This is a genomic window from Haloarcula vallismortis ATCC 29715, assembly GCF_000337775.1.
GTDB lineage: Archaea > Halobacteriota > Halobacteria > Halobacteriales > Haloarculaceae > Haloarcula > Haloarcula vallismortis.
Genome location: NZ_AOLQ01000021.1, coordinates 122,214 through 145,233 on the forward strand (window position 1 = coordinate 122,214; position 23,020 = coordinate 145,233).

Annotated in this window: 26 protein-coding genes; 19 read left to right on the forward strand and 7 right to left on the reverse strand. The window is 64.2% G+C overall.

The features are described 5' to 3' along the window. Nucleotides 1-2: 2 nt before the first annotated feature. On the reverse strand, nucleotides 3-884 hold the full coding sequence (gene larE / locus C437_RS06110; RefSeq protein ID WP_004516035.1) for an ATP-dependent sacrificial sulfur transferase LarE: 882 nt from the start codon (nucleotides 882-884) through the stop codon (nucleotides 3-5). Nucleotides 885-1,026: 142 nt separating this feature from the next. On the opposite strand from larE, the gene C437_RS06115 reads away from it, so the two are divergent. From C437_RS06115 to C437_RS06125, 3 genes are all read left to right on the forward strand, one after another. After that, nucleotides 1,027-3,075, forward strand: a complete 2,049-nt coding sequence (locus C437_RS06115) for a helix-hairpin-helix domain-containing protein (protein ID WP_004516036.1) — start codon at nucleotides 1,027-1,029, stop codon at nucleotides 3,073-3,075. 85 nt (nucleotides 3,076-3,160) lie between these two features. Continuing rightward, on the forward strand, nucleotides 3,161-4,288 hold the full coding sequence (locus C437_RS06120; protein WP_004516037.1) for an ORC1-type DNA replication protein: 1,128 nt from the start codon (nucleotides 3,161-3,163) through the stop codon (nucleotides 4,286-4,288). Nucleotides 4,289-4,455: 167 nt separating this feature from the next. Beyond that, entirely contained in the window at nucleotides 4,456-5,316 is an 861-nt protein-coding gene (locus C437_RS06125) for a hypothetical protein (protein ID WP_004516038.1), read from the forward strand. A 1-nt stretch (nucleotide 5,317) separates the two neighbouring features. On the opposite strand, the gene C437_RS06130 is transcribed toward C437_RS06125, so the two are convergent. After that, complete coding sequence (locus C437_RS06130) at nucleotides 5,318-6,103, reverse strand: DUF7089 family protein (protein WP_004516039.1); 786 nt, start codon at nucleotides 6,101-6,103, stop codon at nucleotides 5,318-5,320. Further along, nucleotides 6,104-6,199 carry a hypothetical protein gene (locus tag C437_RS21275; RefSeq protein ID WP_004516040.1) on the reverse strand — a complete coding sequence of 32 codons (96 nt, stop codon included), beginning with the start codon at nucleotides 6,197-6,199 and terminating at the stop codon, nucleotides 6,104-6,106. A 71-nt stretch (nucleotides 6,200-6,270) separates the two neighbouring features. On the opposite strand from C437_RS21275, the gene C437_RS06135 reads away from it, so the two are divergent. Next, the gene (locus tag C437_RS06135) at nucleotides 6,271-6,657 is read left to right on the forward strand and encodes a RidA family protein (RefSeq protein WP_004516041.1); all 387 of its coding nucleotides are present in this window, start codon (nucleotides 6,271-6,273) and stop codon (nucleotides 6,655-6,657) included. A 24-nt stretch (nucleotides 6,658-6,681) separates the two neighbouring features. On the opposite strand, the gene C437_RS06140 is transcribed toward C437_RS06135, so the two are convergent. Beyond that, complete coding sequence (locus C437_RS06140) at nucleotides 6,682-8,106, reverse strand: MATE family efflux transporter (RefSeq protein WP_004516042.1); 1,425 nt, start codon at nucleotides 8,104-8,106, stop codon at nucleotides 6,682-6,684. A 138-nt stretch (nucleotides 8,107-8,244) separates the two neighbouring features. Here C437_RS06140 and C437_RS06145 point away from each other — a divergent pair, with 138 nt between their 5' ends. The 5 genes from C437_RS06145 to C437_RS06165 all read left to right on the forward strand — a co-directional run bounded on the left by C437_RS06145 (nucleotide 8,245) and on the right by C437_RS06165 (nucleotide 12,554). After that, nucleotides 8,245-9,312 carry an ABC transporter substrate-binding protein gene (locus C437_RS06145; protein ID WP_049919644.1) on the forward strand — a complete coding sequence of 356 codons (1,068 nt, stop codon included), beginning with the start codon at nucleotides 8,245-8,247 and terminating at the stop codon, nucleotides 9,310-9,312. Next, nucleotides 9,312-10,406 carry an ABC transporter ATP-binding protein gene (locus C437_RS06150; protein WP_004516044.1) on the forward strand — a complete coding sequence of 365 codons (1,095 nt, stop codon included), beginning with the start codon at nucleotides 9,312-9,314 and terminating at the stop codon, nucleotides 10,404-10,406. The genes C437_RS06145 and C437_RS06150 overlap by 1 nt, the downstream gene beginning before the upstream one ends. Continuing rightward, a complete protein-coding gene (locus C437_RS06155) occupies nucleotides 10,393-11,235 on the forward strand; it encodes an ABC transporter permease (RefSeq protein ID WP_004516045.1) in 843 nt (280 codons plus the stop codon). Before C437_RS06150 ends, C437_RS06155 begins: the two co-directional genes overlap by 14 nt. After that, nucleotides 11,229-12,035: an ABC transporter permease gene (locus C437_RS06160; RefSeq protein ID WP_004516046.1), complete on the forward strand. Its 807-nt coding sequence runs from the start codon at nucleotides 11,229-11,231 to the stop codon at nucleotides 12,033-12,035. The genes C437_RS06155 and C437_RS06160 overlap by 7 nt, the downstream gene beginning before the upstream one ends. Nucleotides 12,036-12,107: 72 nt before the next feature. Further along, nucleotides 12,108-12,554: a MaoC/PaaZ C-terminal domain-containing protein gene (locus tag C437_RS06165; RefSeq protein WP_004516047.1), complete on the forward strand. Its 447-nt coding sequence runs from the start codon at nucleotides 12,108-12,110 to the stop codon at nucleotides 12,552-12,554. Here the strand turns inward: C437_RS06165 and C437_RS06170 are convergent. After that, on the reverse strand, nucleotides 12,544-12,789 hold the full coding sequence (locus C437_RS06170; protein ID WP_004516048.1) for a ferredoxin: 246 nt from the start codon (nucleotides 12,787-12,789) through the stop codon (nucleotides 12,544-12,546). The genes C437_RS06165 and C437_RS06170 overlap by 11 nt on opposite strands. Before the next feature lie 111 nt (nucleotides 12,790-12,900). Between C437_RS06170 and C437_RS06175 the strand changes: the two genes are divergently transcribed. From C437_RS06175 to C437_RS06195, 5 genes are all read left to right on the forward strand, one after another. Beyond that, nucleotides 12,901-15,303: an ATP-dependent DNA helicase gene (locus tag C437_RS06175; RefSeq protein ID WP_004516049.1), complete on the forward strand. Its 2,403-nt coding sequence runs from the start codon at nucleotides 12,901-12,903 to the stop codon at nucleotides 15,301-15,303. Then, the gene (gene cgi121 / locus C437_RS06180; protein ID WP_004516050.1) at nucleotides 15,303-15,830 is read left to right on the forward strand and encodes a KEOPS complex subunit Cgi121; all 528 of its coding nucleotides are present in this window, start codon (nucleotides 15,303-15,305) and stop codon (nucleotides 15,828-15,830) included. The genes C437_RS06175 and cgi121 overlap by 1 nt, the downstream gene beginning before the upstream one ends. A 37-nt stretch (nucleotides 15,831-15,867) precedes the next feature. Next, on the forward strand, nucleotides 15,868-16,155 hold the full coding sequence (locus C437_RS06185) for a hypothetical protein (protein ID WP_004516051.1): 288 nt from the start codon (nucleotides 15,868-15,870) through the stop codon (nucleotides 16,153-16,155). Beyond that, nucleotides 16,152-17,456: an oxidoreductase gene (locus C437_RS06190; protein WP_004516052.1), complete on the forward strand. Its 1,305-nt coding sequence runs from the start codon at nucleotides 16,152-16,154 to the stop codon at nucleotides 17,454-17,456. Before C437_RS06185 ends, C437_RS06190 begins: the two co-directional genes overlap by 4 nt. Before the next feature lie 76 nt (nucleotides 17,457-17,532). After that, nucleotides 17,533-18,375 (forward strand): alpha/beta fold hydrolase, encoded by an 843-nt coding sequence (locus C437_RS06195; RefSeq protein WP_004516053.1) that lies wholly within the window; start codon nucleotides 17,533-17,535, stop codon nucleotides 18,373-18,375. A gap of 1 nt (nucleotide 18,376) precedes the next feature. Here the strand turns inward: C437_RS06195 and C437_RS06200 are convergent, their stop codons facing one another. Further along, nucleotides 18,377-18,922, reverse strand: a complete 546-nt coding sequence (locus C437_RS06200; protein ID WP_004516054.1) for a MaoC family dehydratase — start codon at nucleotides 18,920-18,922, stop codon at nucleotides 18,377-18,379. Between the two features lie 300 nt (nucleotides 18,923-19,222). Between C437_RS06200 and C437_RS06205 the strand changes: the two genes are divergently transcribed. From C437_RS06205 to C437_RS06225, 5 genes are read left to right on the forward strand one after another with little or no spacing between them, the layout of a single operon-like run. Further along, entirely contained in the window at nucleotides 19,223-19,522 is a 300-nt protein-coding gene (locus C437_RS06205; RefSeq protein ID WP_004516055.1) for an AbrB/MazE/SpoVT family DNA-binding domain-containing protein, read from the forward strand. 7 nt (nucleotides 19,523-19,529) lie between these two features. Beyond that, complete coding sequence (locus tag C437_RS06210; protein ID WP_004516056.1) at nucleotides 19,530-20,087, forward strand: hypothetical protein; 558 nt, start codon at nucleotides 19,530-19,532, stop codon at nucleotides 20,085-20,087. A 45-nt stretch (nucleotides 20,088-20,132) separates the two neighbouring features. After that, nucleotides 20,133-20,678 carry a poly(R)-hydroxyalkanoic acid synthase subunit PhaE gene (locus C437_RS06215; RefSeq protein WP_004516057.1) on the forward strand — a complete coding sequence of 182 codons (546 nt, stop codon included), beginning with the start codon at nucleotides 20,133-20,135 and terminating at the stop codon, nucleotides 20,676-20,678. Nucleotides 20,679-20,680: 2 nt separating this feature from the next. Then, nucleotides 20,681-22,096, forward strand: a complete 1,416-nt coding sequence (phaC, locus tag C437_RS06220) for a poly(3-hydroxyalkanoate) polymerase subunit PhaC (RefSeq protein WP_004516058.1) — start codon at nucleotides 20,681-20,683, stop codon at nucleotides 22,094-22,096. Nucleotides 22,097-22,135: 39 nt separating this feature from the next. Then, nucleotides 22,136-22,597, forward strand: a complete 462-nt coding sequence (locus C437_RS06225) for a TIGR00725 family protein (protein ID WP_004516059.1) — start codon at nucleotides 22,136-22,138, stop codon at nucleotides 22,595-22,597. An 8-nt stretch (nucleotides 22,598-22,605) separates the two neighbouring features. Here the strand turns inward: C437_RS06225 and C437_RS06230 are convergent, their stop codons facing one another. Continuing rightward, nucleotides 22,606-22,830 carry a hypothetical protein gene (locus C437_RS06230; protein WP_004516060.1) on the reverse strand — a complete coding sequence of 75 codons (225 nt, stop codon included), beginning with the start codon at nucleotides 22,828-22,830 and terminating at the stop codon, nucleotides 22,606-22,608. Nucleotides 22,831-23,020: the final 190 nt, after the last annotated feature.

The following is a 23,020-nucleotide window of genomic DNA, read 5'->3' on the forward strand; positions in this document are numbered from 1 at the left end:
CTTCAGTCGACGGACGGGTAGTCGGCGTCAAAGACGTTGCTGACCACGTCCTCAGTCTTCTCTTCGGCTGATTCGTCTGTTTCGGGACTTACACTGCCGGTCTCGTATCCGTGGAGGTCGAGCGTCACGTGGTCGAAGCCACAGTCCTCGATGTGGTCGCGGGCAGTCCGGACGAAGTCGGGGTCCAGTGCCGTTTCGAGTTCTTCCTCGCCGACCTCGATGCGAGCGAGGCCGTCGTGGTCACGCACGCGGAACTGTTCGAAGCCCCACGTCCGAAGGAGACGCTCGGCCTTCTCGACGCGGGAGAGACGCTCTTCGGTGACTTCGAGCCCGGTCGGAATCCGCGAGGAGAGGCAGGCCATCGAGGGCTTGTCGGCCACGGAGAGGTCGTATTCGCGGGCGATCTCCCGGACTTCGGATTTCTCGATGTCGTGTTCCAGCAGCGGGGAGTACGCGTCCAGTTCCTCGACGGCGCGCAGGCCGGGGCGGTGGCCCTCGCCCGTGTCGGAGGCGTTCGTCCCGTCACACACGATGTCGATGCCAAGTTCACGGGCGCGGTCGTACATCGCGCCCAGTCGCATCGACCGGCAGTGGTAACACCGCATGTCGTCGTTTTGCATGAATTCCTCGCTGTCGAGCTCGGAGAACTCCACGATCTCGTGACGGATGCCAATTTCCTCGGCAACGCGGGTGGCGTCGGTAAGCTCGGCGGCGGGGAGCGTCTCAGATTTGGCGGTACAGGCGATGGCGTCGTCGCCGAGGGCGTCGTGCGCCAGCGCGGCGACGACGCTCGAATCGACACCACCGGAGAAGGCGATCAGCACGCCGTCTCGCGATTTGAGGTCTTCGCGGGCGGCCGCTAACTTCTCCGAAACAGCAGACATGGACCGTCTTTCTCGGCGGAGCGCAAAAACGCCTTCGCGTTCGGTGTCTGGCTGGCTGGGCCGGAGCAGTACCGACTGCCCACGTCGCCGCCGGAGCCGCTGGCAACGGGTTTTTTCTCACTGGCGTCGAATGAGCGGGCAGATGGAGCTCGAATCGGTTCCGGGTGTCGGGGCGAAGACAGCCGCGGCGCTCCGGGAACTAGACGACCCGGAGGCGGCACTCCGGGACGGCGACGTGGCGTCGCTCGCACGCGCACCGGGCATCAGCGAGGGCCGGGCCGCCCGCATCGCTCGCGGCGCGATCCGGGCTGAACACGACGACCCCGGCGGGTTCACCGCGACGAAACGCGCCAGAGAGATCCACGAGGATGCACTGTCCTTGCTGACCGAGCGGACAGTGACCGACTACGCCGCGAAGCGGCTGGAGACAATCTATCCCAGCGGCGTCCGCAGCCGCATCGAGGAAGTCCGGGCCTTCGCCGAGTCGGCGATGACCCGCGAGCCCGACGCGGCGGTTCTCGACGCCTTGTCGGCCGTCGAACCGCTTTCCGAGCCCGGCGACGTGCGGGTCCGGGACCGGTGTCTGGCGACCCGCGACGCCGAACGGTACGCCGACGCGCAGGCCGCGATTCCGGAGGTCAGCGTCGAGGTCGTCGACGACGCCCGCCAGCTGGCCGAACTCGCCCGGTCGTACTCGACGGTCGTCGCGCTGGACGAGGCCTTCGCCGGCGTCGACATCGAAGGTGACGTGCGGGTGGAACCGAACGCGCTGGAGGAGCCCGAGTCCGTCGTGCCCGAACGCGTGCTCACCTTCTTCGCCCGCAACCGCGACCGGATACGAGCCGCCGCCGAGGTCCACCGCGTCGCCGACCTCGACGCGCCGTGTGACCTGGACACGCTGCTATCGGCGCTCGACCAACTCGACGAGGACGGGAGCGTCAGCGGTGACGAGGAACTTGACCGCCTCACCACCGCCGTCGACGACCTCGATGCCGCTGTTTCGACGGCAGAGAGCGTCGCCAACGACCACCTCCGTGAGGCCATCGAGGAGCAGGACGTGACCATCGAGGGGACGGACCTGCTGTCGCTGGTCGAACGCGGCGCTGGCGTGGACTCGCTACTCCAGCGGGAACTGGCCGACGAGTACGCCGCCGCCGTCGAGAAGGCTCGTGACCACCTCGTCGACGCGCTGGCGCTCCGGGACATGGAGGTGACGGCGCGCCGGGCGTTCCCCGACGAGCCGGCATATCCCGTCGAACACAGTGAGGACGTCGTCGCCCGCCTCCGCGAGGAACTCACCGCCGCACGCGACCAGCGCGCCACCCGCCGGAAGCGGGAGCTGGCCGACGACCTCGCCGAGATGCGCGAGGACGCCGCATCGCTGGTCGACGCCGCGCTCGAACTCGACGTAGAGCTGGCGATTGCCCGCTTCGCCGACGACTTCGACTGTGTGATGCCAGACCTGACGGAATCCGAGGGCGTCGCCATCGAGGGCGGGCGCTCGCCGCTGCTTGATGTCCCCTTCGAAGCCGTCGAGCCCGTCGATTACGACGTCGAGGGCGTGACCGTCCTCTCGGGGGTCAACAGCGGTGGCAAGACCTCGACGCTTGACCTCGTGGCGCTGGTGACGACGCTGGCACACATGGGTCTGCCCGTTCCAGCGGAGGCGGCCCGCGTGGGTCGTATCTCCGAACTCCACTACCACGCCAAGACGCAGGGAACGCTCGACGCCGGCGCGTTCGAGGCCACCCTCCGGGAGTTCGGAGACCTCGTCGCGGACGTCGATCATCGCAACCCGGACCCAGATGACGGTGCCGCTACCGACGGGCCAGCGGCCGGGACCGACGACCGACCGGTGATGGTGCTGGTCGACGAACTCGAATCGATCACCGAGCCCGGGGCCAGCGCGAAGATCATGGCCGGCATCCTCGAAGCGCTCGGCGAACGGCAGGCCACGGCAATCTTCGTCTCTCACCTCGCGCGCGACATCCGCGAAGCCGCCGAGACTGAGATTAGTATCGACGGCATCGAGGCAAAGGGGCTGGAGGACGGCGAACTGCGCGTCGAGCGCTCCCCTGTCAAAGGAAAGCTCGCCCGCTCGACGCCGGAGCTTATCGTCGAGAAGCTCGCCGACGACGGAACCGACGATTCCGATGGGTTCTACAGTGACCTGCTCGGGAAATTCGAGTAGCGACTGACCCGAGACGCCGCGTATCTGTCACTGCCCGTGAAACTGTGGCAAATGGTTAAGTGGGCTGCGAAGTTCGGTGAAAGTGATGAGCGACGACCCCGAGGACCGGATGCTCGGCTGGGACGAGTCCGTCTTTCGGGACGAACACGTCTTCGAGATCGACTGGCTCCCGGAGACGTTCAAACACCGGGACACCCAGATGGAGACGCTGAAGTACGCACTCCGGCCGGCCGTCCGGGGGTCGCGCCCACTCAACGTCATCGCCCGCGGGCCACCGGGAACCGGGAAGACGACGGCCATCCAGATCCTCTTCGACGAACTCACCGCCCAGACGGACGTGAAGACTGTCCGGGTGAACTGCCAGATGGACTCGACGCGCTATGCCGTCTTCTCTCGCCTCTTTGCCGAGATATTCGACTACGAGCCGCCGTCCTCGGGCATCTCCTTCAAGAAGCTATTCTCACAGATTACCGACAAGCTGGTCGAGGAAGACGAGGTGCTCGTCGTCGCCTTAGACGACGTGAACTACCTGTTCTACGAGAGCGAGGCCAGCGACACGCTGTACTCGCTGTTGCGCGCCCACGAGGCCCACTCCGGCGCGAAAATCGGCGTTATCTGCGTCTCCTCGGACATGGAACTGGATGCCATCGACGCGCTCGACACGCGCGTCCAGTCAGTGTTCCGGCCTGAGGAGGTGTATTTCAACACCTACGGGCAGGCCGAAATCGCGGATATCCTCAGCGAACGCGTCGAGCGAGGGTTCAACGAGGATGTCGTCGGTCCCACAGTGTTAGACCGCGTCGCCGAACTGACTGAGGAGCAGGGCGGCGACCTCCGGGTTGGCATCGACCTCCTGCGCCGGGCCGGGATGAACGCCGAGATGCGCGCCTCCCGCTCGGTCGAAACCGAGGACGTGGAGGAGGCCTACGACAAGTCCAAATACGTTCATCTCTCCCGCCGGCTGCGGGAGCTGTCGGACTCGGAGACCGCGCTCGTGGAGGTCATCGCCGCCCACGACGGCCAGCAGGCCGGCGACATCTACGACGCGTTCTCAGAGCAGACAGACCTGGGCTACACCCGCTACTCCGAGATAATCAACAAGCTCGACCAGCTCGACATCATCGACGCCGACTACACCAACGTTGAGGGTCGCGGTCGGTCGCGGGAGCTGACGCTCAACTACGACGCCGACGCGGTGCTGGAGCGGTTGTAGGACACTGTATTGGAGTGTTTACGCTGGCGGGAAACTCGCCCCTGTCTGGAGACAACGGATAGCCTTCTATGCTCTGTCTGGAGTTCTAACTGCTATCGATACCCGTATGTAAATTTAAATCCTTCTATCGAAAAATAATTTAACCGGCAAGCAGCTATTTTGAATATATGAATAGACGAAATTATATTACCAGCCTGGGGAGCGGTCTCACGCTGTTGGCCGGATGTGCTACGGGAGACGGGAGCGATGAGGGCGAGACGAACTCGACAGCGACGGAGACGGAAACCGCCACCGAAACGTCGACACCGACGCCGACATCGGAGCCTGACCCGAAAGCAGTCATCACTGATGCAGGTTTGATCCGAGAACGGGGTCGGTACCCCGATTTGGCACGGAGTATTACTAGCGTTGGCCGTGGCGGCGAGGCTATTGTCGGTATGAAACACCAACTCCCAGTCAAAGAGGGAGCTGTATCAGCAATTATCCAGGCGACGATACGCGATGATGACGGCATCGAGATCGATCAATCGTCGATGGACTCCGACGCCGTTGTTCAGGACGAGTCGGAGTTCGTTTCACACAAAGCCTGGTTCGCATTCGACACCAGTGAGTGGGACACCGGAAGTTACACGATCGAACTACTGGTCAACGCGACAAATTACGGAACAACGGCTGACCCGGAGACGGTTGAATTCGATGTCGTCGAACCGCTGGGTGACGGCGACGTTACGCTCGAACTGGTCGAAAAGCCGAACACCATCCGGGTGAACGAGTCGTTTGACCTGACTTACAATATCCGGAATGTGAGCGACCGAGACTCCAGCCTCATCGTCGATACAGTGGTTGTCGATCACGAGGACGTGGATGCGGTCGAACTTGAACGAGATATTTCAGGCAATATCCCGGCAGGCGGCCGAGAACAGTTTGACGAGACGGACTTCTCGACTAATGTGACTGGCGACTTCATATATCGGATTCCCACACTCGGCGTCGAGTTCCCGTTCACCGTTGAACCGCCCCAGAACTGAGTCACTCCATCTTCTCGAAGGTCGTCTCGGCCCACTGGACGGCGTAGTCGGCGCCGTACTCCAGATATGCGTCAGTGTCGAGTGCGGCAAACGGCGTCGGCAGATCGAGTCCGTGCTTGATGCCACTGCAGGCGAGTTCGGCGGCCGCGGCGAACTCTGTCTGGCCCTGTGCAATCTCGCTCGGGAGGTCTTCGAGGCGGGGCTGTAGCCGCTCGCCGGCGTCGTCCCATGCCGCGTACAGGTCGGGATAGTCGTCGGCCCAGCCGGCGAACTCCGCCCGGGTCTGGAGCCCGAGATACGCCGTGTAAAGGGCTGCTGCGAGCTGGTACCGGGCGTTGGCGTCGAGGTGGTCGTCAGTGGCGGCCACGAACGCCGGGTACTGCTCGGCGAAAAAGCCCAGAAAATGCTCGGGCTCGTCGAGACTGACCTCGACCAGCGCCTCGGCGACGAGAAACGAGACGAAGTCGTCCGGGGAAGTCTCCAGTCGCGGCTTGACGAACACGCAGGGCGGGACTGTCTGGCGCGTCCAGGCGACACCGCCGTCGCCGGGCATCCCGATGGTGAGGTCGTTGCCGATGTACTCCTGTAGCACTTCCGGGGCCGTCGTCGGGAGCCACGCACCGTCGTAGGAGATCTGATCGAGGCTGTCAGTCACCAGCAGGAGTTCCTCGGCGACTGCAGGGTCCAGTGTCTCGAAGTCACGGTCGCAGTTCAGTACGAGCGCCTCCGGGGCGTAGGCCGCACGTACTGCCGGCAGTTCGCCGGTCAGTGAACGCTCGGTGAACATCTACGCCGAGAGCAGAACGAGGTTGATGACGATGCCGATAGACAGCAGTGCTGACACGCCGATTGTTCCGAGGACGATTTTCGTGGCCTTGCTCATGGCAATGAGTATCCCGGGCCGGACATTAAAACTTGAGAAACGATTTTTGGGGTCCGCAGCGTTCGTCGAGTATGCGCCGTGAACGTACCTCGACAGGTACTGTCTGGGAGCAGCAAGTCGGTTACTCGCGGGCGATACGCGCAGGTGACACCGTCCGCGTCGCCGGCACTATCGCCACTGACGACGACGGCGAGGTCGTCGGGCCGGGTGACCCGTACGAACAGACGAAACACGCCTTCAGTATCGTTGCGGATGCACTGTCAGAACTCGATGTGTCCATCGAGGACGTGGTCCAGACCCGTATGTACGTCACCGACATCGACGAGCAGGAACAGGTCGGCGAGGCACACAGCGAGTTCTTCGGCGACGTTCGCCCCGTAGCGACGATGGTAGAGGTGAGCGGACTGGCAACGCCCGAGGCCGTCGTCGAGGTCGAAGCCGTCGCGCAGGTCGAGTGACACGTTGACCGACTCGCTTCTCGATTACTTCTCAGCACTGCCGACACCCGCACGGTGGGCGACGGCACGCCACTTTCCGGAGCGGAATCGACCTACATTGACAGCGGCTTTTAAGTAGAAATCCCCGATTAGCGCAGCGAAGATGGCCGGAAGGCCGAGTCCCAGCCCCGGGGAAACCGAGACGCCAACGACCGGAATCGGGATGATGAACTCCGTCGGCAACGCCAGTGCGGCGACCGGGAGGCGGTAGCAGTAGCTGGCGAGCACTGTCCCGTACAGCGGCCACCGGGTGTCACCAGCACCACGAAGGCTTCCGCGCATCGTCCGTGACACGGAGAAGCCAGCGACGAGCAGTCCGAAGACGCGGACAAACGTCGCCGCCAGATCCGGATAGGCAGTCCCGAACAGCGCGACGATTGGCCGGGCGAACACCACGAGAAGGAGTGCCACAGTGAGCTGGACCGCGAGTGCGACCCCGAGCGACTGCCAGCCGTACGCCGTCGCTTCTTCCGGGTCATCCGCGCCCAGCGACTGCCCAACCAGTGTCGACGCAGCGGTCGCATAGCCCCATGCCGGCATCAGCGCGAGCAGCATGACCCGGCGGCCGATGGCGTATGCCGCGAGTGTTGGGGTGCCGAGCACGCCGAGAATGAACAGAAACGGGAACCGGCCGAACGTCTGGAGCAGGCGCATTCCCGACAGCGGGAGCGCAACACGGACAAGTTCGGTGAGCAGTCCGAGGTCGAACTGTTTGCCGCCGAGCGGGAGCGTCGTCGCGTACCGGCCAGAGGCCAACAGTGTGAAGAAGATGACTGCAGCGAGCGTGTTCGCTGCGACAGTCCCCCACGCAGCCCCCGCGATTCCCAGCGGCGGGACCGGGCCGAGGCCGAATATCAACACGCCGTTGAGCCCGACGTTGGTCGGGACTGTCAGCAACCGGACATACATCGGCGTCCGCGTGTCGGCGCTCCCGGCGAGGGCGCGTGCGGCGACCATACTCCAGAACCGCGGCACCATCGACAGCATCACGATGGCGAGATACGTCGCGCCGTACTGGATTGCGGCCGGGTCATCGGAGAGAATACCGAGCAGCGCCGTCGGGTACACCCACGCGATAGCAGTCAGTGGCAACGATAGCACGACTGCCAGCCATAGCGACTGCTTCACAGCCAGATTCGCTCGGTCCGGCTGGCCGCTCCCCTGCAAGCGGGAGACGACGCTGATCGTGCCGGAGGAGACTGCAAGCGCCAGCCCGAAGCCCACGAAGTAGTACTGAAACCCCAGTTCGAGACCTGCCAGCGCGGCGTCGCCCAGCGCCAGGCCGACCATCAGAAAGTCCGCGAGCCGCAACAGGATTCGTAGGCCGCCCGTGACCATCACCGGCGCGGCCAGGTCCGTCGCCTCGATGGCCCGGTCCCGGTCGACGGCATCCAATCTGGAGAGTGCCATCGGGACGGTGCGTACCAGCCGGCGGAGGGCGTCGCCGAGCACAGTTGTGCCACGGCGGGCAGGCAAACGTAGCTTACGACTCCGTGTCCCTGTAGAGTTGCACACAGCGTTTATCTACGCAAACCCCTTTCTGTTGCTATGGACAGACTTCCCTCCAGACGGTCGTTTTTGACCGGTGTCGGGGCTGCTGCCACCGCTGGGCTGACCGGGTGTACAGGCCTCGGACTTGGGGACCAGACGTTAACGATGATTGACTGGGGGTACGTCTACAGCAACGGCGTCATCGAAGCCTTCGAGGAGCGCCATGGGGTGACCGTGGAGCGACAGGCCGCACAGGGGTCGGCCGAAACCCTCGCGCAGTTGCGGGCCGGTCGGGCCGATTACGATCTGGTCCCGCTTGGCAACTACGCGGTGACGCCGGCGATGGAAGAGGGGTACCTCCAGCCGCTCGACCTTGATCAGGTGCCGGCCTACGACGACGTGTTTGACTTCCTGAAAGCGGATTACTTCGAACAGGACGGCGAGGTGTACGGAATTCCCCGGAGCTTCGGCCAGACGCCGCTCGCCGTCAATACTGACATCGTCGAACAGGACGTCACCGCGCTGGCTGACCTCTGGACCGAACCGCTCGCTGACGTCGTTGGCGGTCGCGACGACGCGCGGCTACAGGTCCTCTACCGAAACGCCGCGAAAGGCGAGCCACTCAATCCGACAAGTGCCGACGACGTCGACTTCGACTCGCTCCGTGCTGACCTTATCGACCGGCTGGAGCTGACTGCCGGCCTCTGGAACAACGGCGGCGAGTCGGAGCAACTGCTCCGCAGTGAGGAGGTCGGCGTCCAGCCGGTCTGGAACTACGTCATCCAGTCGATGCAGTCCGATGGCATCCCCGTCGAACGGGTCTACCCCTCTGAGGGGACGAAAGCGTGGTTCATCCAGCACTGTATCCGGGACGGCGCGGAGAACCCCGAACTGGCACACACCTTCATTCAGGAGTGGCACACGCAGATGGGGTACAAGTCGTTGATGAAACCGAGCAACATTGCCGTCCCGAACGACCAGGTCTTCTCCGAGCACGATGTCGAGAAAGCGGCATACGGACTCGACGACCCGAACCAGTTCATCTACGAGGAACCGAAGCCACAGTCGCTCATCGAACAGTACACCGAGACGTGGAACCGCGCAAAGACGGAGGCTGATCTGTAGTGAATGCGCTCGCTGTCGACGGTCTCCAGAAGACCTTCGACGGAGCGACTGCTGTCGACGATATCTCGCTGACCGTCGAGCAGGGAGAGTTCTTCTCGCTTATCGGGCCGTCCGGCTGCGGCAAGACGACGACGCTCCGGATGCTCGCCGGCCTCATCACGCCGGATGCAGGGCGGGTGCTGCTCAACGGGACGGACGTGACAGACCGGCCCGCCCGCGAGCGAGAGACGAACATGGTGTTTCAGGACCTCGTGCTGTTCCCCCACATGACCGTCGCGGAGAACGTCGGCTACGGGCTGGCCCGGAGCGGCGTCACAGAGCCCGAACGCGGGCAACGAGTTGCGGACGCCCTCGCGCTGGTCAACCTGAACGGGTTCGGCGACCGCGACCCGGCCGACCTCTCGGGCGGGCAGCGACAGCGGGTCGCGCTCGCTCGCGCACTGGTCAACGACCCGACTATCCTGCTGCTTGACGAACCGCTCGCGTCGCTCGACCGGGCGCTCCGGGAAGAGATGCAGGCGGAGTTCCGCCGGATACAGCGCGACAGCGACACGACCTTCCTGTACGTCACACACGACCAAGAGAGCGCAATGAGCATGTCCGACAGAATCGCCGTGATGCGGGACGGACGCATCGTCAACGTCGGCCCGCCTCGCCAGCTGTACACGAACCCAGAGACGCGGTTCGTCGCGTCGTTTCTCGGCGATGCGACGCTGTTGGACGGCGACGTTATCAGGCGCGAGGGACCCGATGTCGTGGTCCAGACCGGTGCCGGCCCGCTCCGGGCCGACGCAGGGGCAGCGAGCGACGCCGTAGGGGACGCGGTGACAGTCGCAGTCCGGCCGGAAGCAGTGACACTCGGCGGCGGCGACCTGAGCGGGACCGTCACCGATGTCGCGTACAAGGGTTTCTACGAAGAAGCGACCGTCGACTGCGGCGGCGCGGAACTGGTCGTCCGACGCGAACGCAACACAGTGGCCGCGCCGGACAACGCGACCTCCGCTGACGGCGGCACAGCCCTCCCGTTCCGCGTCGGTGAGACCGTCGAACTGGGCGTCAGCCGGGCTGTCCTCGTCAGGGATGAGCGTCGCTAACGCGCCCGGTCGGCTCCGGGACTGGCTTGTCGCCGGCAGCCCACTCTTGTTAGCACTGGCGCTTGGCGTGTTTCCGCTCCTGACGCTGTTCGTCGAGAGCATCGGCCCCGGCCTCGGTAGCGAGAACTACGCAGCGGTGCTGTCGCCCCTCTACCGCGGCGCACTGCTGTACTCTATCGGCGTCGGTGTCGGCGTCACTGCCGTCTGTCTCGCCGTCGCGTATCCGATTACGTACTGGATCGCCCACCGGTGTCCGGACCGGTATCGGCTCGTCGCACTGGTCTCGGTGACGTTGCCGCTGTGGCTCAATTACGTGGTGCTCAACTACGCCTGGGTGTGGATTCTGGCTCGGGGTGGCGTGGTGAACCGCATCCTCGTCGGGACTGGTCTCCTCGATTCATCGCTTGACCTCCTGTACAACAACATCTCGATGACCATCGGGTTCGTGTACATCTACCTCCCCTACGTCGTGTTGACGATGTACGTCTCGATGGAGCGCCTCGATTACCAGCTCATCGAGGCCGCACGGGACCTCGGTGCGAGTGATATCCGGGTATTTTTCGACATCGTGCTCCCGCGAACACTTCCCGGCGCGGTGGCGGCGACACTCATCGTCTATGCACGCATCGCTGGAGCGTTCGCGACCCCTGAAATACTCGGCAGTCCCGGGAACGTCATGATCGCACGGCTCGTTGTTCAGGCGTTCCGGCAGTACACGAACTACGGATTCGCGGCGGCGCTGTCGTTCGTGTTCCTGCTGCTGGTGCTTGGAACGCTCGGACTCGGGGCGCTCTCGCCGCGAGTCAGACGGGAGTTACGACAATGGTGAGCCGCGTCACACGGCTGGCCGAACGCGGGGCTGGGCGGCTCCCGGGCATCGTTGTCGCGCTGGCGCTCGTGTTCCTGTACACGCCAGTTCTTATCATCGCCTATCTGTCGCTCTCTCCCGCCGGCCAGCCGACGATTCCCATCGACGGGTTCTCGCTGCGGTGGTACACCGCGGTCCTGACTGACACCCGGTTTATCCGGGCGCTACTGACGAGTCTCGGCATCGGCGTCGTTACAGCCATTTGCGGTACTGCGCTGGGGCTGGCCGGCGCATATGTGATTGTTCGGAGTCACCTCTCTCAGATTGCCCGTCGAAGCATCGCCGTGATTATCGCCCTGCCGTTGTTCGTTCCGACAGTCGTCGTCGCCTTCGGTATCGGGCGTGCCAGCGCGCTCGTCGGCCTCGGCTATGGGTACCTCCCGGTCATTCTCGGCCACCTGTTCTGGGTGCTCCCGTTCACCACGTTCCTCATCGCAGCCCGATACGCGGAGCTAGACGACCGCCTCTCGGCTGCAGCCCACGACCTCGGTGCCGATGACCGAACTGTGTTCAGGACGATTACGATCCCGCTGCTGTGGCCGGCACTGACCGCGAGTGTGTTGTTCGCCTTCGCGCTCTCGTTCAACGAGTTCCTCATCACCTTCTTCCTCGCCGGGTCGAGTGTGACGACGGTCCCGCTGGAAATATTCGGCAAGGTCAGAATCGGTGCCACGGCCTTTCTGAATGCGGCGAGCGTGCTCGTCATCGTTGTCAGCGCGGTGGCGGCCGGCGTGGCTTCGACACTGCGCAGGCCTGTGTGAGCGGTTCCAGCCGCCAGTCGGCTCCCTGAACCGGCAGTACGTTTTTGTCACCGAGCGCCGAGCGACGTAGTGATGCCAGACGTTGCAGTCGACGAGACATTCACCGAAACCCGGACGTTCCAGCCCGACGACGTCGACCAGTTCGCCGCCCTCTCCGGCGACGACCAGCCCCGCCATACGGAGCCTGATGGCGATGGCCGGCAGATGGTCCAAGGATTGCTCACTGCGTCACTACTGACCAGTATTGGCGGCGACCTCGAAGTACTCGCCTCGCGGATGGAGCTGCAGTTCCAGCGCCCGGTGTACACCGGCGAGACGCTGGTCTGTGAACTGACGGTCGTGAGTGCCGACCCGGATGCCGACGGCGGCGTCGCTGTTGTCGGCGATGTGGTCGTCCGGCGTATCAATCGCGGCGATGAATCCACTCAGGCTGACACAGCCACCGCAAATACGGCCGGCGGAGACGCCGCTGGAACCGTCGTGCTTGAAGCGACTGTCGAAGGGATAATCAGGGAATGAGCTGTTCGCCGTCGTCGTCGTAGATCGTGATGGCGTCGACCGGACAGGTCCGGGCGGCGAACTTCGCGTCCAGTTCGGCGTCGTCGGGAACCTCTCTGACGAACACGTCCTCATCAGTTTCCTCGCTGTCTGCCAGCACCGCTTTGCCGGCGTCCTCGTCGCGTTCGAAGGCGTCCCACTCCGCGACACACTGGAACATCCCGATACAGGTGTCGTAGTCGTACTCGACTCGCATACCTCGTGTTAGCCGCTCGCGGGCAAAGGCGTTCCCCTCGGCGCGTGGCCCGCGTGGCGAGGCGGTTGCAGTGCGACAGTTTAAATCGGGACAGGACCCAAGCGGGGTGTAATGGACGTTGCGGACCTGCCGGGCGTGCCCGAGTGGCTCCCGGACCACCTGCGCGACGACGGCATCGAGGAACTGTATCCGCCACAGGCCGAGGCCGTCGAGGCCGGCGTCACCGAAGGAGAGAATCTGGTCGCGTCGATTCCGACGGCGAGCGGGAAGACGCTTATCGCCGAGCTAGCGATGCTCTCTTCGGTCGCTCGCGGTGGCAAGGCGCTGTACATCGTCCCACTGCGGGCGCTGGCCAGCGAGAAACAGGCCGACTTCGAGGAGTTCGAGCAGTACGGCCTCGATATCGGCGTCTCGACGGGCAACTACGAATCCGAGGGCGGGTGGCTCGCCGACAAGGACATCGTCGTCGCCACGAGCGAGAAAGTGGACTCGCTCGTGCGCAACGACGCCCCTTGGATCGAGGACCTCACCTGCGTCGTCACCGACGAGGTCCACCTCGTCGACGACGGCGAGCGGGGGCCGACGCTTGAGGTGACACTGGCGAAGCTCCGGCGACTCAACCCCGACTTACAGACTGTTGCGCTGTCGGCGACAATCGGCAACGCGGAAGCGCTGGCGACGTGGCTCGACGCGGGCCTCGTCGACTCGGACTGGCGGCCCATCGACCTCCAGAAGGGGGTTCACTACGGGCAGGCGCTGCATCTCGAAGACGGGAGCCAGCAGCGCCTTTCGGTGCAGAATAACGAGAAACAGACGGCGGCCATCGTCCGGGATACGCTGGAAGACGACGGGTCGACGCTGGTGTTTGTCAACTCCCGGCGCAACGCCGAGGCCGCGGCGGGCCGGCTGGCGAACACAGTCCGGCCCCACCTCACCGATGAGGAGCGGGCCCAACTGGCCAACATCGCCGAGGAGATCCGCGACGTGAGCGATACCGAGACGAGCGACGACCTCGCGGACGCCGTCGCGGGCGGGGCGGCGTTCCACCACGCCGGCCTCTCGCGAGGCCACCGGGAACTCGTCGAGGACGCCTTCCGGGACCGGCTGGTGAAGGTCGTCTGTGCGACGCCGACGCTCGCGGCCGGCGTCAACACGCCCTCCCGGCGCGTCGTCGTCCGCGACTGGCGGCGCTACGACGGCACGGCGGGCGGCATGGCACCGCTGTCGGTGCTGGAAGTGCATCAGATGATGGGCCGAGCCGGCCGTCCGGGACGCGACCCATACGGCGAGGCGGTCCTCATCGCGTCCAGCCACGACGAGGTCGATGAACTGTTCGAGCGCTACGTCTGGGCCGACCCGGAACCGGTCCGGTCGAAACTCGCTGCCGAGCCGGCGCTGCGGACCCATATCCTCGCGACCGTCGCGTCCGGCTTCGCTCGCTCGCGGGAAGGACTACTGGAGTTCCTCGAACAGACGCTGTACGCCAGCCAGACCGACGACAGCGGCCAGCTCGAACGGGTGGTCGACGACGTGCTCACGTATCTCCAGCGCAACGACTTCCTCGAAATCGAGGCCGGGGAGCTAGACGCAACCTCACTGGGCCACACCGTCTCGCGGCTCTACCTTGACCCGATGAGCGCCGCCGAAATCGTCGACGGGCTCCGGGACTGGGAGCGGGGCGCAAGTGACAGCACGTCGGCGAGCGGCTCGCCGACCGACGCGCCCGCGGAACCACCGGCGGACAGCGGCTTTACTCCTGCGAACGAACTGGCCGAAGACAAGGGCGGGAGCGACGACGCTGACGCCGACCCGGACGACATCTCCGCGCTGGGCCTGTACCACCTCGTCTCGCGCACGCCGGACATGTACCAGCTGTATCTCCGTTCGGGCGACCGCGAGGAGTACGAGATGGAACTGTTCGAACGGGAGGCGGAACTGCTCGGCCCCACGCCATCGGAGTTCGAGGAGGGCCGCTTCGAGGACTGGCTCTCGGCGCTGAAGACCGCCCGTCTGCTCGAGGACTGGGCCACGGAGGTCGACGAGGCGACCATCACGGACCGCTACGGCGTCGGCCCGGGCGACATCCGCGGAAAGGTCGAGACCGCTCAGTGGCTACTTGGAGCCGCCGAATCGCTGGCCAGCGAGGTCGACTTAGACGCCGCACGCGCCATCAGCGAGGCCCGCATCCGCGTCGAACACGGCGTCCGCGAGGAACTGGTCGACCTGGCCGGCGTCCGCGGCGTCGGCCGCAAGCGCGCCCGGCGGCTGTTTCAGGCCGGTATCACCGACCGTTCGGAACTCCGAGACGCGGATAAGTCGGTCGTACTGGCGGCGCTCCAGGGCCGCCGGAAGACGGCCGAGAACGTCCTCGAAAACGCCGGCCACCGCGACCCGTCGATGGAGGGCGTCGAGCCCGCACCGGATGTCTCCGTCGACCTCGATGACGGTTCAGACGTAAACACGAGCGCCGAATCGACAGCGAACGACGACCAGTCCAGTCTGGGTGATTTCTGATGCGGGTAGTCGAAGGCACTGCCGACATTGACGACGTGGGCGCGTTCGTGGAGACGCTGGGCGCTATCGGCGACCGCCACGGCGTCACGGTGCAGGCGTTCGATGCCCGCTACGTCGTGGACCGTGCCCACCTCGAACTGGCGGTCGAACTCGCAACTCGGGCGCACGCTCGGGGCGACACCATCGCCGAGGATTTCGGCGTCGAAATACTGCTGTACGCGGCCGGCCGCCGACAGATCAACCGTGCGCTGACGATGGGCGTCAGCGAGGGGGACTGTCCCGTGGTCGCCGTCGTCACGGACCCCGAAACTGACAATTCTCACGTGGGAAATGAGGGCGGGGACGGAATCGAAGCGGCCGCAAGCGACGCTCGTGAGCAGCTTACGGCTATGTCCACGCTGGGCGCATACGACGAAGACCGCGTCCGGGCGTTTTTTGATGTGTCTGACACCGAACTCGGCGCGACGGCCGGCGGGCTTCCTGACGCCGTCCGGGAGCGCGTCGCGCTGCTGCCGGTCGAGAAGTAGCGATAGAATTTTGGGGATTTCTGTGTTACTATTGCACATGGACCCACAGCGGACGGCACGGCAGCGGGCCAGCGAGCGCGCCCGCCGGGTCGAGGCGACGGTCGACCGCACCACCGGCGGGGCCGCGTACCCGGTCCGCGTGGAGGAACTGGCGAGCGAGTACGGCAGCGCCGACCCGCCCGCCGGGGACCTCTCGGCCGGACTCGCGGGCAGCACCGAGGGCGAGTTCGACTCGCCGACGGAGGTCCGGGCGGCCATCCGGCAGGTGACAGCACAGAAGCGCACTCGCACTGAGGCGACGTTCGACGAGCGCGAGCAGTCGTGACCGACCTGGAGACGCCGCTGCAGATCGGCGGCGTCGAGGTCCCGAACCGGCTGTACCGCGCACCGGTACTGGAGTGTGCCGGCAACGGTGAGAGGGCGGTCGACACGCTCATCGACGAACTCGAACCGACGGCGGCCTCCGGTGTCGGCCTCCTCTTTCAGGGGGCGAGCATCGTCACCGACCGCGGCGGCTGTGCCGCGCCGAACATGACGCGGGTCCACGACCCGGCCTTCGTCAAGCGACTCGAACGGCTCACCGGTGCGGTTCACGACCACGGCGGTCGCATCTTCCTGCAACTGGCTCACGGCGGCCTCCGGAGCATGGCGACGTGGCACACCGAATACCGCCAACAGCACCCGGACCAGCGCCAGCTGGCCGTCAGCCGCCCGCCGTGGCAGCTCTGGGCGCTTGACCGCGCCGGTCTGATTTCGCTGCAGCCGGACGTGCTCTCGACGAGCGAGGTGTGGGACCTGGCAGAGCAGTTCGGGCAGTGTGCCGGCTACGCCGTCGACGCGGGCTACGACGGCATCCACCTCTCGGCGGCGAACATGAGCCTGATCCAGCAGTTCCTCTCGCCGTTCTACAACCGCCGGGACGACGAGTTCGGTGACGGCGTTCGGTTCCTCGAAGCGGTTCACGACGCTGTTCGGGACCACGCCGGCGACGTACCGCTGGTCACGAAAGTCCCGACAGAGACCGCTGCGCCCAGTTTCGTTCGAAGGCACTTATCTTGGACGGACGGTATCGAAATCGCCGAGCGAGCGGCGGCTATCGGCTACGACGGCCTCGTCCCGGTCGAGGTGTCGCCGTTCTGGGACATGAGTATCGTCCGCGGCGCGTTCCCGGATCGAGCCTGGGACGCCAGTGACCTGCAGGACGACTACGCGGCGGTGTTCGACGGGCGATTCCGAGCGCGCGCTGTCCGACTGCTCAACCAACTACAGGCTCGACGCTTCGGTCGCGACCCGGGCTGGAACGCCGACTTCTGTCGGGCGATCCACGAGCGCGTGGACGTCCCGGTCCTGCTGGAGGGCGGCCTCCGGACGCGCGACGACTGTGACCGATACCTCGGTGCGACCGGAGACGACCCCGCCGCCGACGCAGTCGGGATGGCCCGCCCGTTCTACGCGGAGCCGCGACTCGGTGCGCGCCTGCTCGACGGTGCGGACGCGCTGTGTGAGAGCTGTAACAACTGTACCGTTCCGCAGGTCACTGGCGAACCGGGCCGCTGCCGAACGCCTGCTATTGTCCGCGAACAGGCTCGACTCCGGCGAGACGGTGCCTACGAGCGAACCGAGTGACAGCTCTCGGATACTGCTCCCGTCATAACTGGGTGGATACAAAGGCTCATACGCGCTCGGTCCCGAACGAACGCCGATGACTACAGGGATTTCGTCTGAACGCGCCGAGCTGTCCGTCGACGGCGAGGATGTCGATATTCACTACCGGACCGGCGGCGAGGGACCGCCGATGGTGTTTCTCCACGGTATCGGGCTGGACGCCGCGACCGTTTCGTGGCGACACGCACTGCCCGCACTCGCGCCAGAGCGAACGGTGTATGCGCTCGATCTCCCGGGTCACGGCGACAGCGACAAGCCCGACCGGGCGTACACGACTGAGTACTATCTCGAGACCCTGTCCGAGTTCATCGATGCGCTCGATATCGAGGAACCTGCGCTGGCTGGCCTTTCGATGGGCGGCGCAATCGCACTCGGTCACGCGCTCGATGGCGGCCCCGTCGAGCGGCTGGTGCTGGTCGACAGCTACGGACTGGGGGCCGACGCCTACTGGCGCACAGCGGCAAGTAGTGTCTTGCAGACGCCGATTCTTGGGAATATGCTCTGGCAGGGCGTCGGTTCGTCCCAGTCGGCGATCCGAAACAGTCTCCGAAGTATGAGTCCCGGCGAACCAGCACAGCAACTGGTCGAGGACGTGGATAGCGCTGTCGACCGACAGACAGTTCGGGCGATGCGGCGCTGGCAGCGTAGCGAGTTCCGGTGGTGTGGCTTCCGGACAGACTACTCAGACCGGCTAGCCGAGCTAGACGTGCCGACGATGTTGATTCACGGGGCCGCTGATCCACTGCTTCCCCGTCGGTGGTCTGAGCAGGCGGCTGGGACGGTCACTGATAGCACGCTGAAAATCTTCGAGAACTGCGGGCACTGTCCGCCGCGAGAATACCCTGACCGCTTCAACCGGACCGTTCGAGCGTTCTGCTGAGTTATTCAGGCAGGTCGTCGATGAGGACGACCGCTTCGCCGTCGATGACGACTTCGTCGCCAGCGAGGACGCGCGTGGTCAGCCGGTACTGTTCGTCACCAAGGTCCTCGACGATTTCACATTCAGCAGTGAGCCGGTCACCGATACGGACCGGGTTGTGGAACTCCAGATCCTGCGAGAGATAGATAGTCAGCCCCGGCAGCCGTGCCAGCGCCGCGCTGATGAGGCTCCCGACGAGCGTCCCGTGTGCGATACGGCCGCGGAAGCGTGTCTGCTCCGCAAATTCGTCGTCCAGGTGAAGCGGGTTCGTGTCGCCACTTGCAGCGGCGAACTGTTGCACGTCGTTTTCCGAGATCGTCTTCGTGAAATCGACGTGGTCTCCGACGCCGAGGCGGCCCGGGTGGTCTTCAGAGATCGAGACGTGCCATTCTGGGAGATCTTCGTCCGGTTCGATACGGTCTGCGGGCGTTACGCCGTCTTCGTCTTCCTGCTGGACGCCGAACGCGGCGAACGCTGCCCGGTTAGCTGCGACGACGCTGTTGAACATATGTGACGATGTTTCAGTCCATGTGTCTAACAGCGGGTTCCGTGGCGATTCAGAACTCATCTGTTCTGATAGTTTATTGGTCGGAGTCTTAAACCTTGGTGTTGGTTTCGCCTCAGCTGTCGGTAAACACCGTCTAACGGGCGTCAGACGGGTATTCGGCTCTGGAGCTATCGGTGCTACAGGCCGAAGCACGCCCCTCGCCGCTGCTTAACCGCTAATACCATTCTCTGCCATTCAGTGGTAATCAATGGTTTTCAGCGGAAGTTTTATATTGTTGAGGAGAGTACATGTAGTTGACCGATGGCCGACGAGGATGATGGCCTGCTGTGGCCTCCGATGTTCAAGGGGATGCAACAGGCGAGCGAGAACGCGATAGAACAGCAACAGCAGCTGATGAAACAGATGTTTGCCAACGGCGGCATGCCGGGCTTCGATATGAATCAGCTCGGTGCTATGAGCCAGATGGCGACGTTCAAGACCCGCGTGCAAAGCGGGGGTCGAATCAGCATCCCCGATGCGGAGCGAGAGGCGCTTGGCATCGACGAAGGCGATATCGTTCAAGCCGTCGTCCTCCCGGTCACTAACAACAACAGCGAGTAATTCAACAATGGTAGACTACACAACCCCCGTCACGACAGCGTTCGAGATGCAGCGTGCGACGATAGAGCAGAGCCAGAAGGCCCTCGAACAGAGCGTTTCCTTCCAGCAGAACGTCAACAACGCGGTTATCGACAGCCTCGACACACAGGAGTCGGCACAGCGCCGCGGTGTCGAGCTCCAGCAGACCGCGTTCCACAGCTACCTCGACGCGATGGCGTCGACGATGCCCGGCATGACCGAAACTGTCGAGCAGGTCCGCGAAACCGTCGACGAGCAGTTCGACTTCCTGCTCGAGAACCACGCCGAAATGTTCGATAACATGGAAACGGAGCTCGAAGAAGGCGTCGACACCTACGACGAGATGACTGACGAGTACGTCACAGCCGTCAACGACCAGATCGACATGCTCGTTGAGGCCCACGAGGAACTCGAATCGCAGTCTGTCGAGGCCGCCGAGCAGTTCGGCGAGCAACTCGAAGAAGTCCAAGAACAGGTCGAGGAGATTCAGGAGCAGGTCGAGGAAGTGCAGGCTGAAGCCGCCGACGCTGTCGACGTCGAAGCGTAGACACGACAGTCGGTTTTTTTGTGCGCCCGCTGCCGAGGTACTATTATGAGTAACACAAACGACATTCAGGAGGAATGGACGGAGATGGTTGAGGAGATGAACAACGCGGTCGCTGACTCGATGGAGCAGAACATGAAGGCCCAGGCGGCCTTCGTGGAGTCGTGGGCCGACGCCGTCGAGGATACGATCCCGGAGCAAGAGGACCTTGCCGACGGGATGGACGGCTATAACCGCGCCTACGAGGAGTGGATCGACGCCGCCGAGCAGATGGTCGAACGCTCGACTGACGCCGCACAGGGCGAGGACGTCGACCCCGCCGAGTTCCGTGACATCTGGCTGCAGTCCGCCAACGAAGCGTTCAAGCACGTCATGGGTACCTCAGCGTTTGCGGCCGCCAACGGCCAGCTCGTCGAGTCGATGATGGAGATGCAACAGGAAGCGGACGACCTGAGTCAGGACACGCTGGAACAGCTCGGCTTCCCAACGCGCAACGACGTCGACGAAATCGCTGAGCGGCTCATCGAACTGGAGCGCCGCCAGCACGCGGTCGAACAGAAGCTCGATCGCGTCCTCGAACACCTCGAAGAGTAATCATGTCAAGCAACCCGTTCAATCCGTTCGAAGCCGCGCTCAACTGGCAGCGCAAGACACTGGAGAACATGACCGACGCCGCCGAGACCAGCCAGGTCGCCGGCGAGCGGCTGGAGCTGATGGAGTCCGTCGAAGTCGGCCAGACGCCAAGCAACGTCGTTTATGAGGAGAACAAGCTCGAACTCCTCCACTACGACGCCGAGGCCGCTGGTATCGAGGTCGCCGAAGAGGACAAGGAAGCCGTGCCGATTCTCATCGTCTACGCCCTCATCAACCGGCCGTACATCCTTGACCTGCAGGAAGAGCGCTCGGTCGTCCGACGCCTGCTGGAGGCGGGTCACGACGTGTACCTCATCGACTGGAACGAGCCCTCGCGGCTCGACCAGCACCTCACCCTCGATGACTACGTCAACCGCTACATGGACAACTGCGTCGACGTAGTCCGCGAGCGCTCCGGCCAGGACGCTATCAACATCCTCGGCTACTGCATGGGTGGCACGATGTCGGTGATGTACACCGCTCTCCACAAGGAGAAAGTCAACACCCTCGGACTGATGGCCGCCGGGCTGTGTTTCGACCACACGGGCGGCGTCCTCGAAGAGTGGGGCTCCGACGAGTACTACTCCCCGCGTGACGTCGTCGACACGTTCGGCAACGTCCCCGCGGACATGCTCGACATCGGCTTCGCGCTGATGGACCCCGTTGAGAACTACGTCACCAAGTACATCCGGTTCGCGGAGAACATGGAAAACGAGGGCTTCGTCGAGAACTTCGGCCGCATGGAGCAGTGGCTCGGCGACGGTATCGACGTCGCCGGCGAGGCATACGTCCAGTTCCTCGAAGACGTGTATCAGGACAACAAACTCTACAAGAACGAACTGGAACTCGACGGCAAGCACGTCGACCTGGACAACATCGATATGCCCGTCCTCCAGCTCATGGGCGAGTACGACCACCTCATCCCGCCGGAGGCCTCCAAGCCGTTCAACGACGTCATCGCCAGCGACGACACGCGGACCATCGAGTTCTCGACGGGCCACATCGGCCTCTCCGTGTCGTCCTCGACTCACGCCGACCTCTGGCCCGAGGTCGCCGAGTGGTACTCCGAGCGCAGCACGGGGAGCGAGGAAGTCGATATTGAGGTCGAGTCACCGACGAGTGAATCGGATGACGACCTCGCCCAGTCAGAGCCCGACGAAATCGACGTCGACGCGACTGACGATGTCGACGCCGACGCTACCGATGACGAACCTGCCGATGTCGATACCGTCTCCGGTATCGGCCCGACCTACGCCGACCGGTTGCACGACGCCGGCATCGAAACTGTTGCTGACCTTGCTGAGTATGACGTGGCCGAACTGGCCGACATCGCTGAGACCACCGAGTCCCGAGCGCAGGACTGGCTGGACCAGCTGTAATCCGGTGTCGTTTTTCTGTTTCCTGTTGCACGACTAGCCATGCGCGTCTCGGTTATCGGCGGCTCGACAGTCACCGACGAACAGTATCAACAGGCACGCGAGGTCGGACGACGACTCGGTGAGCACGGTCACGACGTCGTCTGTGGCGGCCTCACTGGCGTGATGGAGGCAGTCTGTCGAGGTGCGACCGAGGCCGGTGGTCACACTATCGGGATTCTGCCCGGCGAGCGCCGGGTCGCTGCGAACGACTATGTCGAGACGGCGATAGCGACAGGGCTTGGAAACGCCCGCAACGTCCTCGTCGTAATGAATGGCGCGGCCACTATCGCCCTTGACGGCGGCACTGGCACGCTCTCAGAACTCGGCCACGCGCTCGATATGAGCCGGCCGGTCGCCGGGCTCGGAACGCATCGACTCGACAGCGCGGCCGGTGGCGACGCCATCGAACACGTCGAGACGCCCGCTGAGGCCGTCGAATACGTCGAGTCTGCCGTGCAGTAACTCTCCTTTCAGTCGAGTATTCGCTTCAGCACCGCCGCGACCGCGAAAAACGCGACGCCGAGTAATCTGACTCGGCGACGTGATTCTGCCGTCGGCGTGAACTTAACCGCCAGTACCCAGCGGTAGCCCAGCCGCGCCAGCGACAGTAACAGCCCCGGGACGAGCAGATGGAGCACGCCCGCCAATGCTGTCCCGGTCCATAGAAGCCGCCGTTGGGTCCGTGTCAGGTCCATACCGACGCAAGGTGCTGTGTCGGTTTGACCGTGGCGTCCGCGTGCGGAATGCGCAGCTGTGAGAACCGAACCAGCGTCGTCACTCACCCAGATTGAAGACAGAAAATGTAGAACCGCAGCGATTCTTTGCGAGGTCGACAGGCGAGGCAGGCATCCGCGGCCGAAGGCCGCGGTTCTCGGAATCGCCGCA

Bases quoted from the DNA above. Each gene is read 5' to 3' on its own strand.
- C437_RS06215 (WP_004516057.1), top strand. From the start codon at position 20,133: ATGAGTAACACAAACGACATTCAGGAGGAATGGACGGAGATGGTTGAG.
- cgi121 (WP_004516050.1), top strand. From the start codon at position 15,303: ATGCGGGTAGTCGAAGGCACTGCCGACATTGACGACGTGGGCGCGTTC.
- C437_RS06160 (WP_004516046.1), top strand. From the start codon at position 11,229: ATGGTGAGCCGCGTCACACGGCTGGCCGAACGCGGGGCTGGGCGGCTC.
- C437_RS06205 (WP_004516055.1), top strand. From the start codon at position 19,223: ATGGCCGACGAGGATGATGGCCTGCTGTGGCCTCCGATGTTCAAGGGG.
- C437_RS06130 (WP_004516039.1), bottom strand. From the start codon at position 6,103: ATGTTCACCGAGCGTTCACTGACCGGCGAACTGCCGGCAGTACGTGCG.
- C437_RS06210 (WP_004516056.1), top strand. From the start codon at position 19,530: ATGGTAGACTACACAACCCCCGTCACGACAGCGTTCGAGATGCAGCGT.
- larE (WP_004516035.1), bottom strand. From the start codon at position 884: ATGTCTGCTGTTTCGGAGAAGTTAGCGGCCGCCCGCGAAGACCTCAAA.
- C437_RS06200 (WP_004516054.1), bottom strand. From the start codon at position 18,922: ATGTTCAACAGCGTCGTCGCAGCTAACCGGGCAGCGTTCGCCGCGTTC.
- C437_RS06125 (WP_004516038.1), top strand. From the start codon at position 4,456: ATGAATAGACGAAATTATATTACCAGCCTGGGGAGCGGTCTCACGCTG.
- C437_RS06225 (WP_004516059.1), top strand. From the start codon at position 22,136: ATGCGCGTCTCGGTTATCGGCGGCTCGACAGTCACCGACGAACAGTAT.
- phaC (WP_004516058.1), top strand. From the start codon at position 20,681: ATGTCAAGCAACCCGTTCAATCCGTTCGAAGCCGCGCTCAACTGGCAG.
- C437_RS06170 (WP_004516048.1), bottom strand. From the start codon at position 12,789: ATGCGAGTCGAGTACGACTACGACACCTGTATCGGGATGTTCCAGTGT.
- C437_RS06145 (WP_049919644.1), top strand. From the start codon at position 8,245: ATGGACAGACTTCCCTCCAGACGGTCGTTTTTGACCGGTGTCGGGGCT.
- C437_RS06185 (WP_004516051.1), top strand. From the start codon at position 15,868: ATGGACCCACAGCGGACGGCACGGCAGCGGGCCAGCGAGCGCGCCCGC.
- C437_RS06175 (WP_004516049.1), top strand. From the start codon at position 12,901: ATGGACGTTGCGGACCTGCCGGGCGTGCCCGAGTGGCTCCCGGACCAC.
- C437_RS06165 (WP_004516047.1), top strand. From the start codon at position 12,108: ATGCCAGACGTTGCAGTCGACGAGACATTCACCGAAACCCGGACGTTC.
- C437_RS06195 (WP_004516053.1), top strand. From the start codon at position 17,533: ATGACTACAGGGATTTCGTCTGAACGCGCCGAGCTGTCCGTCGACGGC.
- C437_RS21275 (WP_004516040.1), bottom strand. From the start codon at position 6,199: ATGAGCAAGGCCACGAAAATCGTCCTCGGAACAATCGGCGTGTCAGCA.
- C437_RS06115 (WP_004516036.1), top strand. From the start codon at position 1,027: ATGGAGCTCGAATCGGTTCCGGGTGTCGGGGCGAAGACAGCCGCGGCG.
- C437_RS06155 (WP_004516045.1), top strand. From the start codon at position 10,393: ATGAGCGTCGCTAACGCGCCCGGTCGGCTCCGGGACTGGCTTGTCGCC.
- C437_RS06140 (WP_004516042.1), bottom strand. From the start codon at position 8,106: ATGGCACTCTCCAGATTGGATGCCGTCGACCGGGACCGGGCCATCGAG.
- C437_RS06230 (WP_004516060.1), bottom strand. From the start codon at position 22,830: ATGGACCTGACACGGACCCAACGGCGGCTTCTATGGACCGGGACAGCA.
- C437_RS06120 (WP_004516037.1), top strand. From the start codon at position 3,161: ATGAGCGACGACCCCGAGGACCGGATGCTCGGCTGGGACGAGTCCGTC.
- C437_RS06135 (WP_004516041.1), top strand. From the start codon at position 6,271: ATGCGCCGTGAACGTACCTCGACAGGTACTGTCTGGGAGCAGCAAGTC.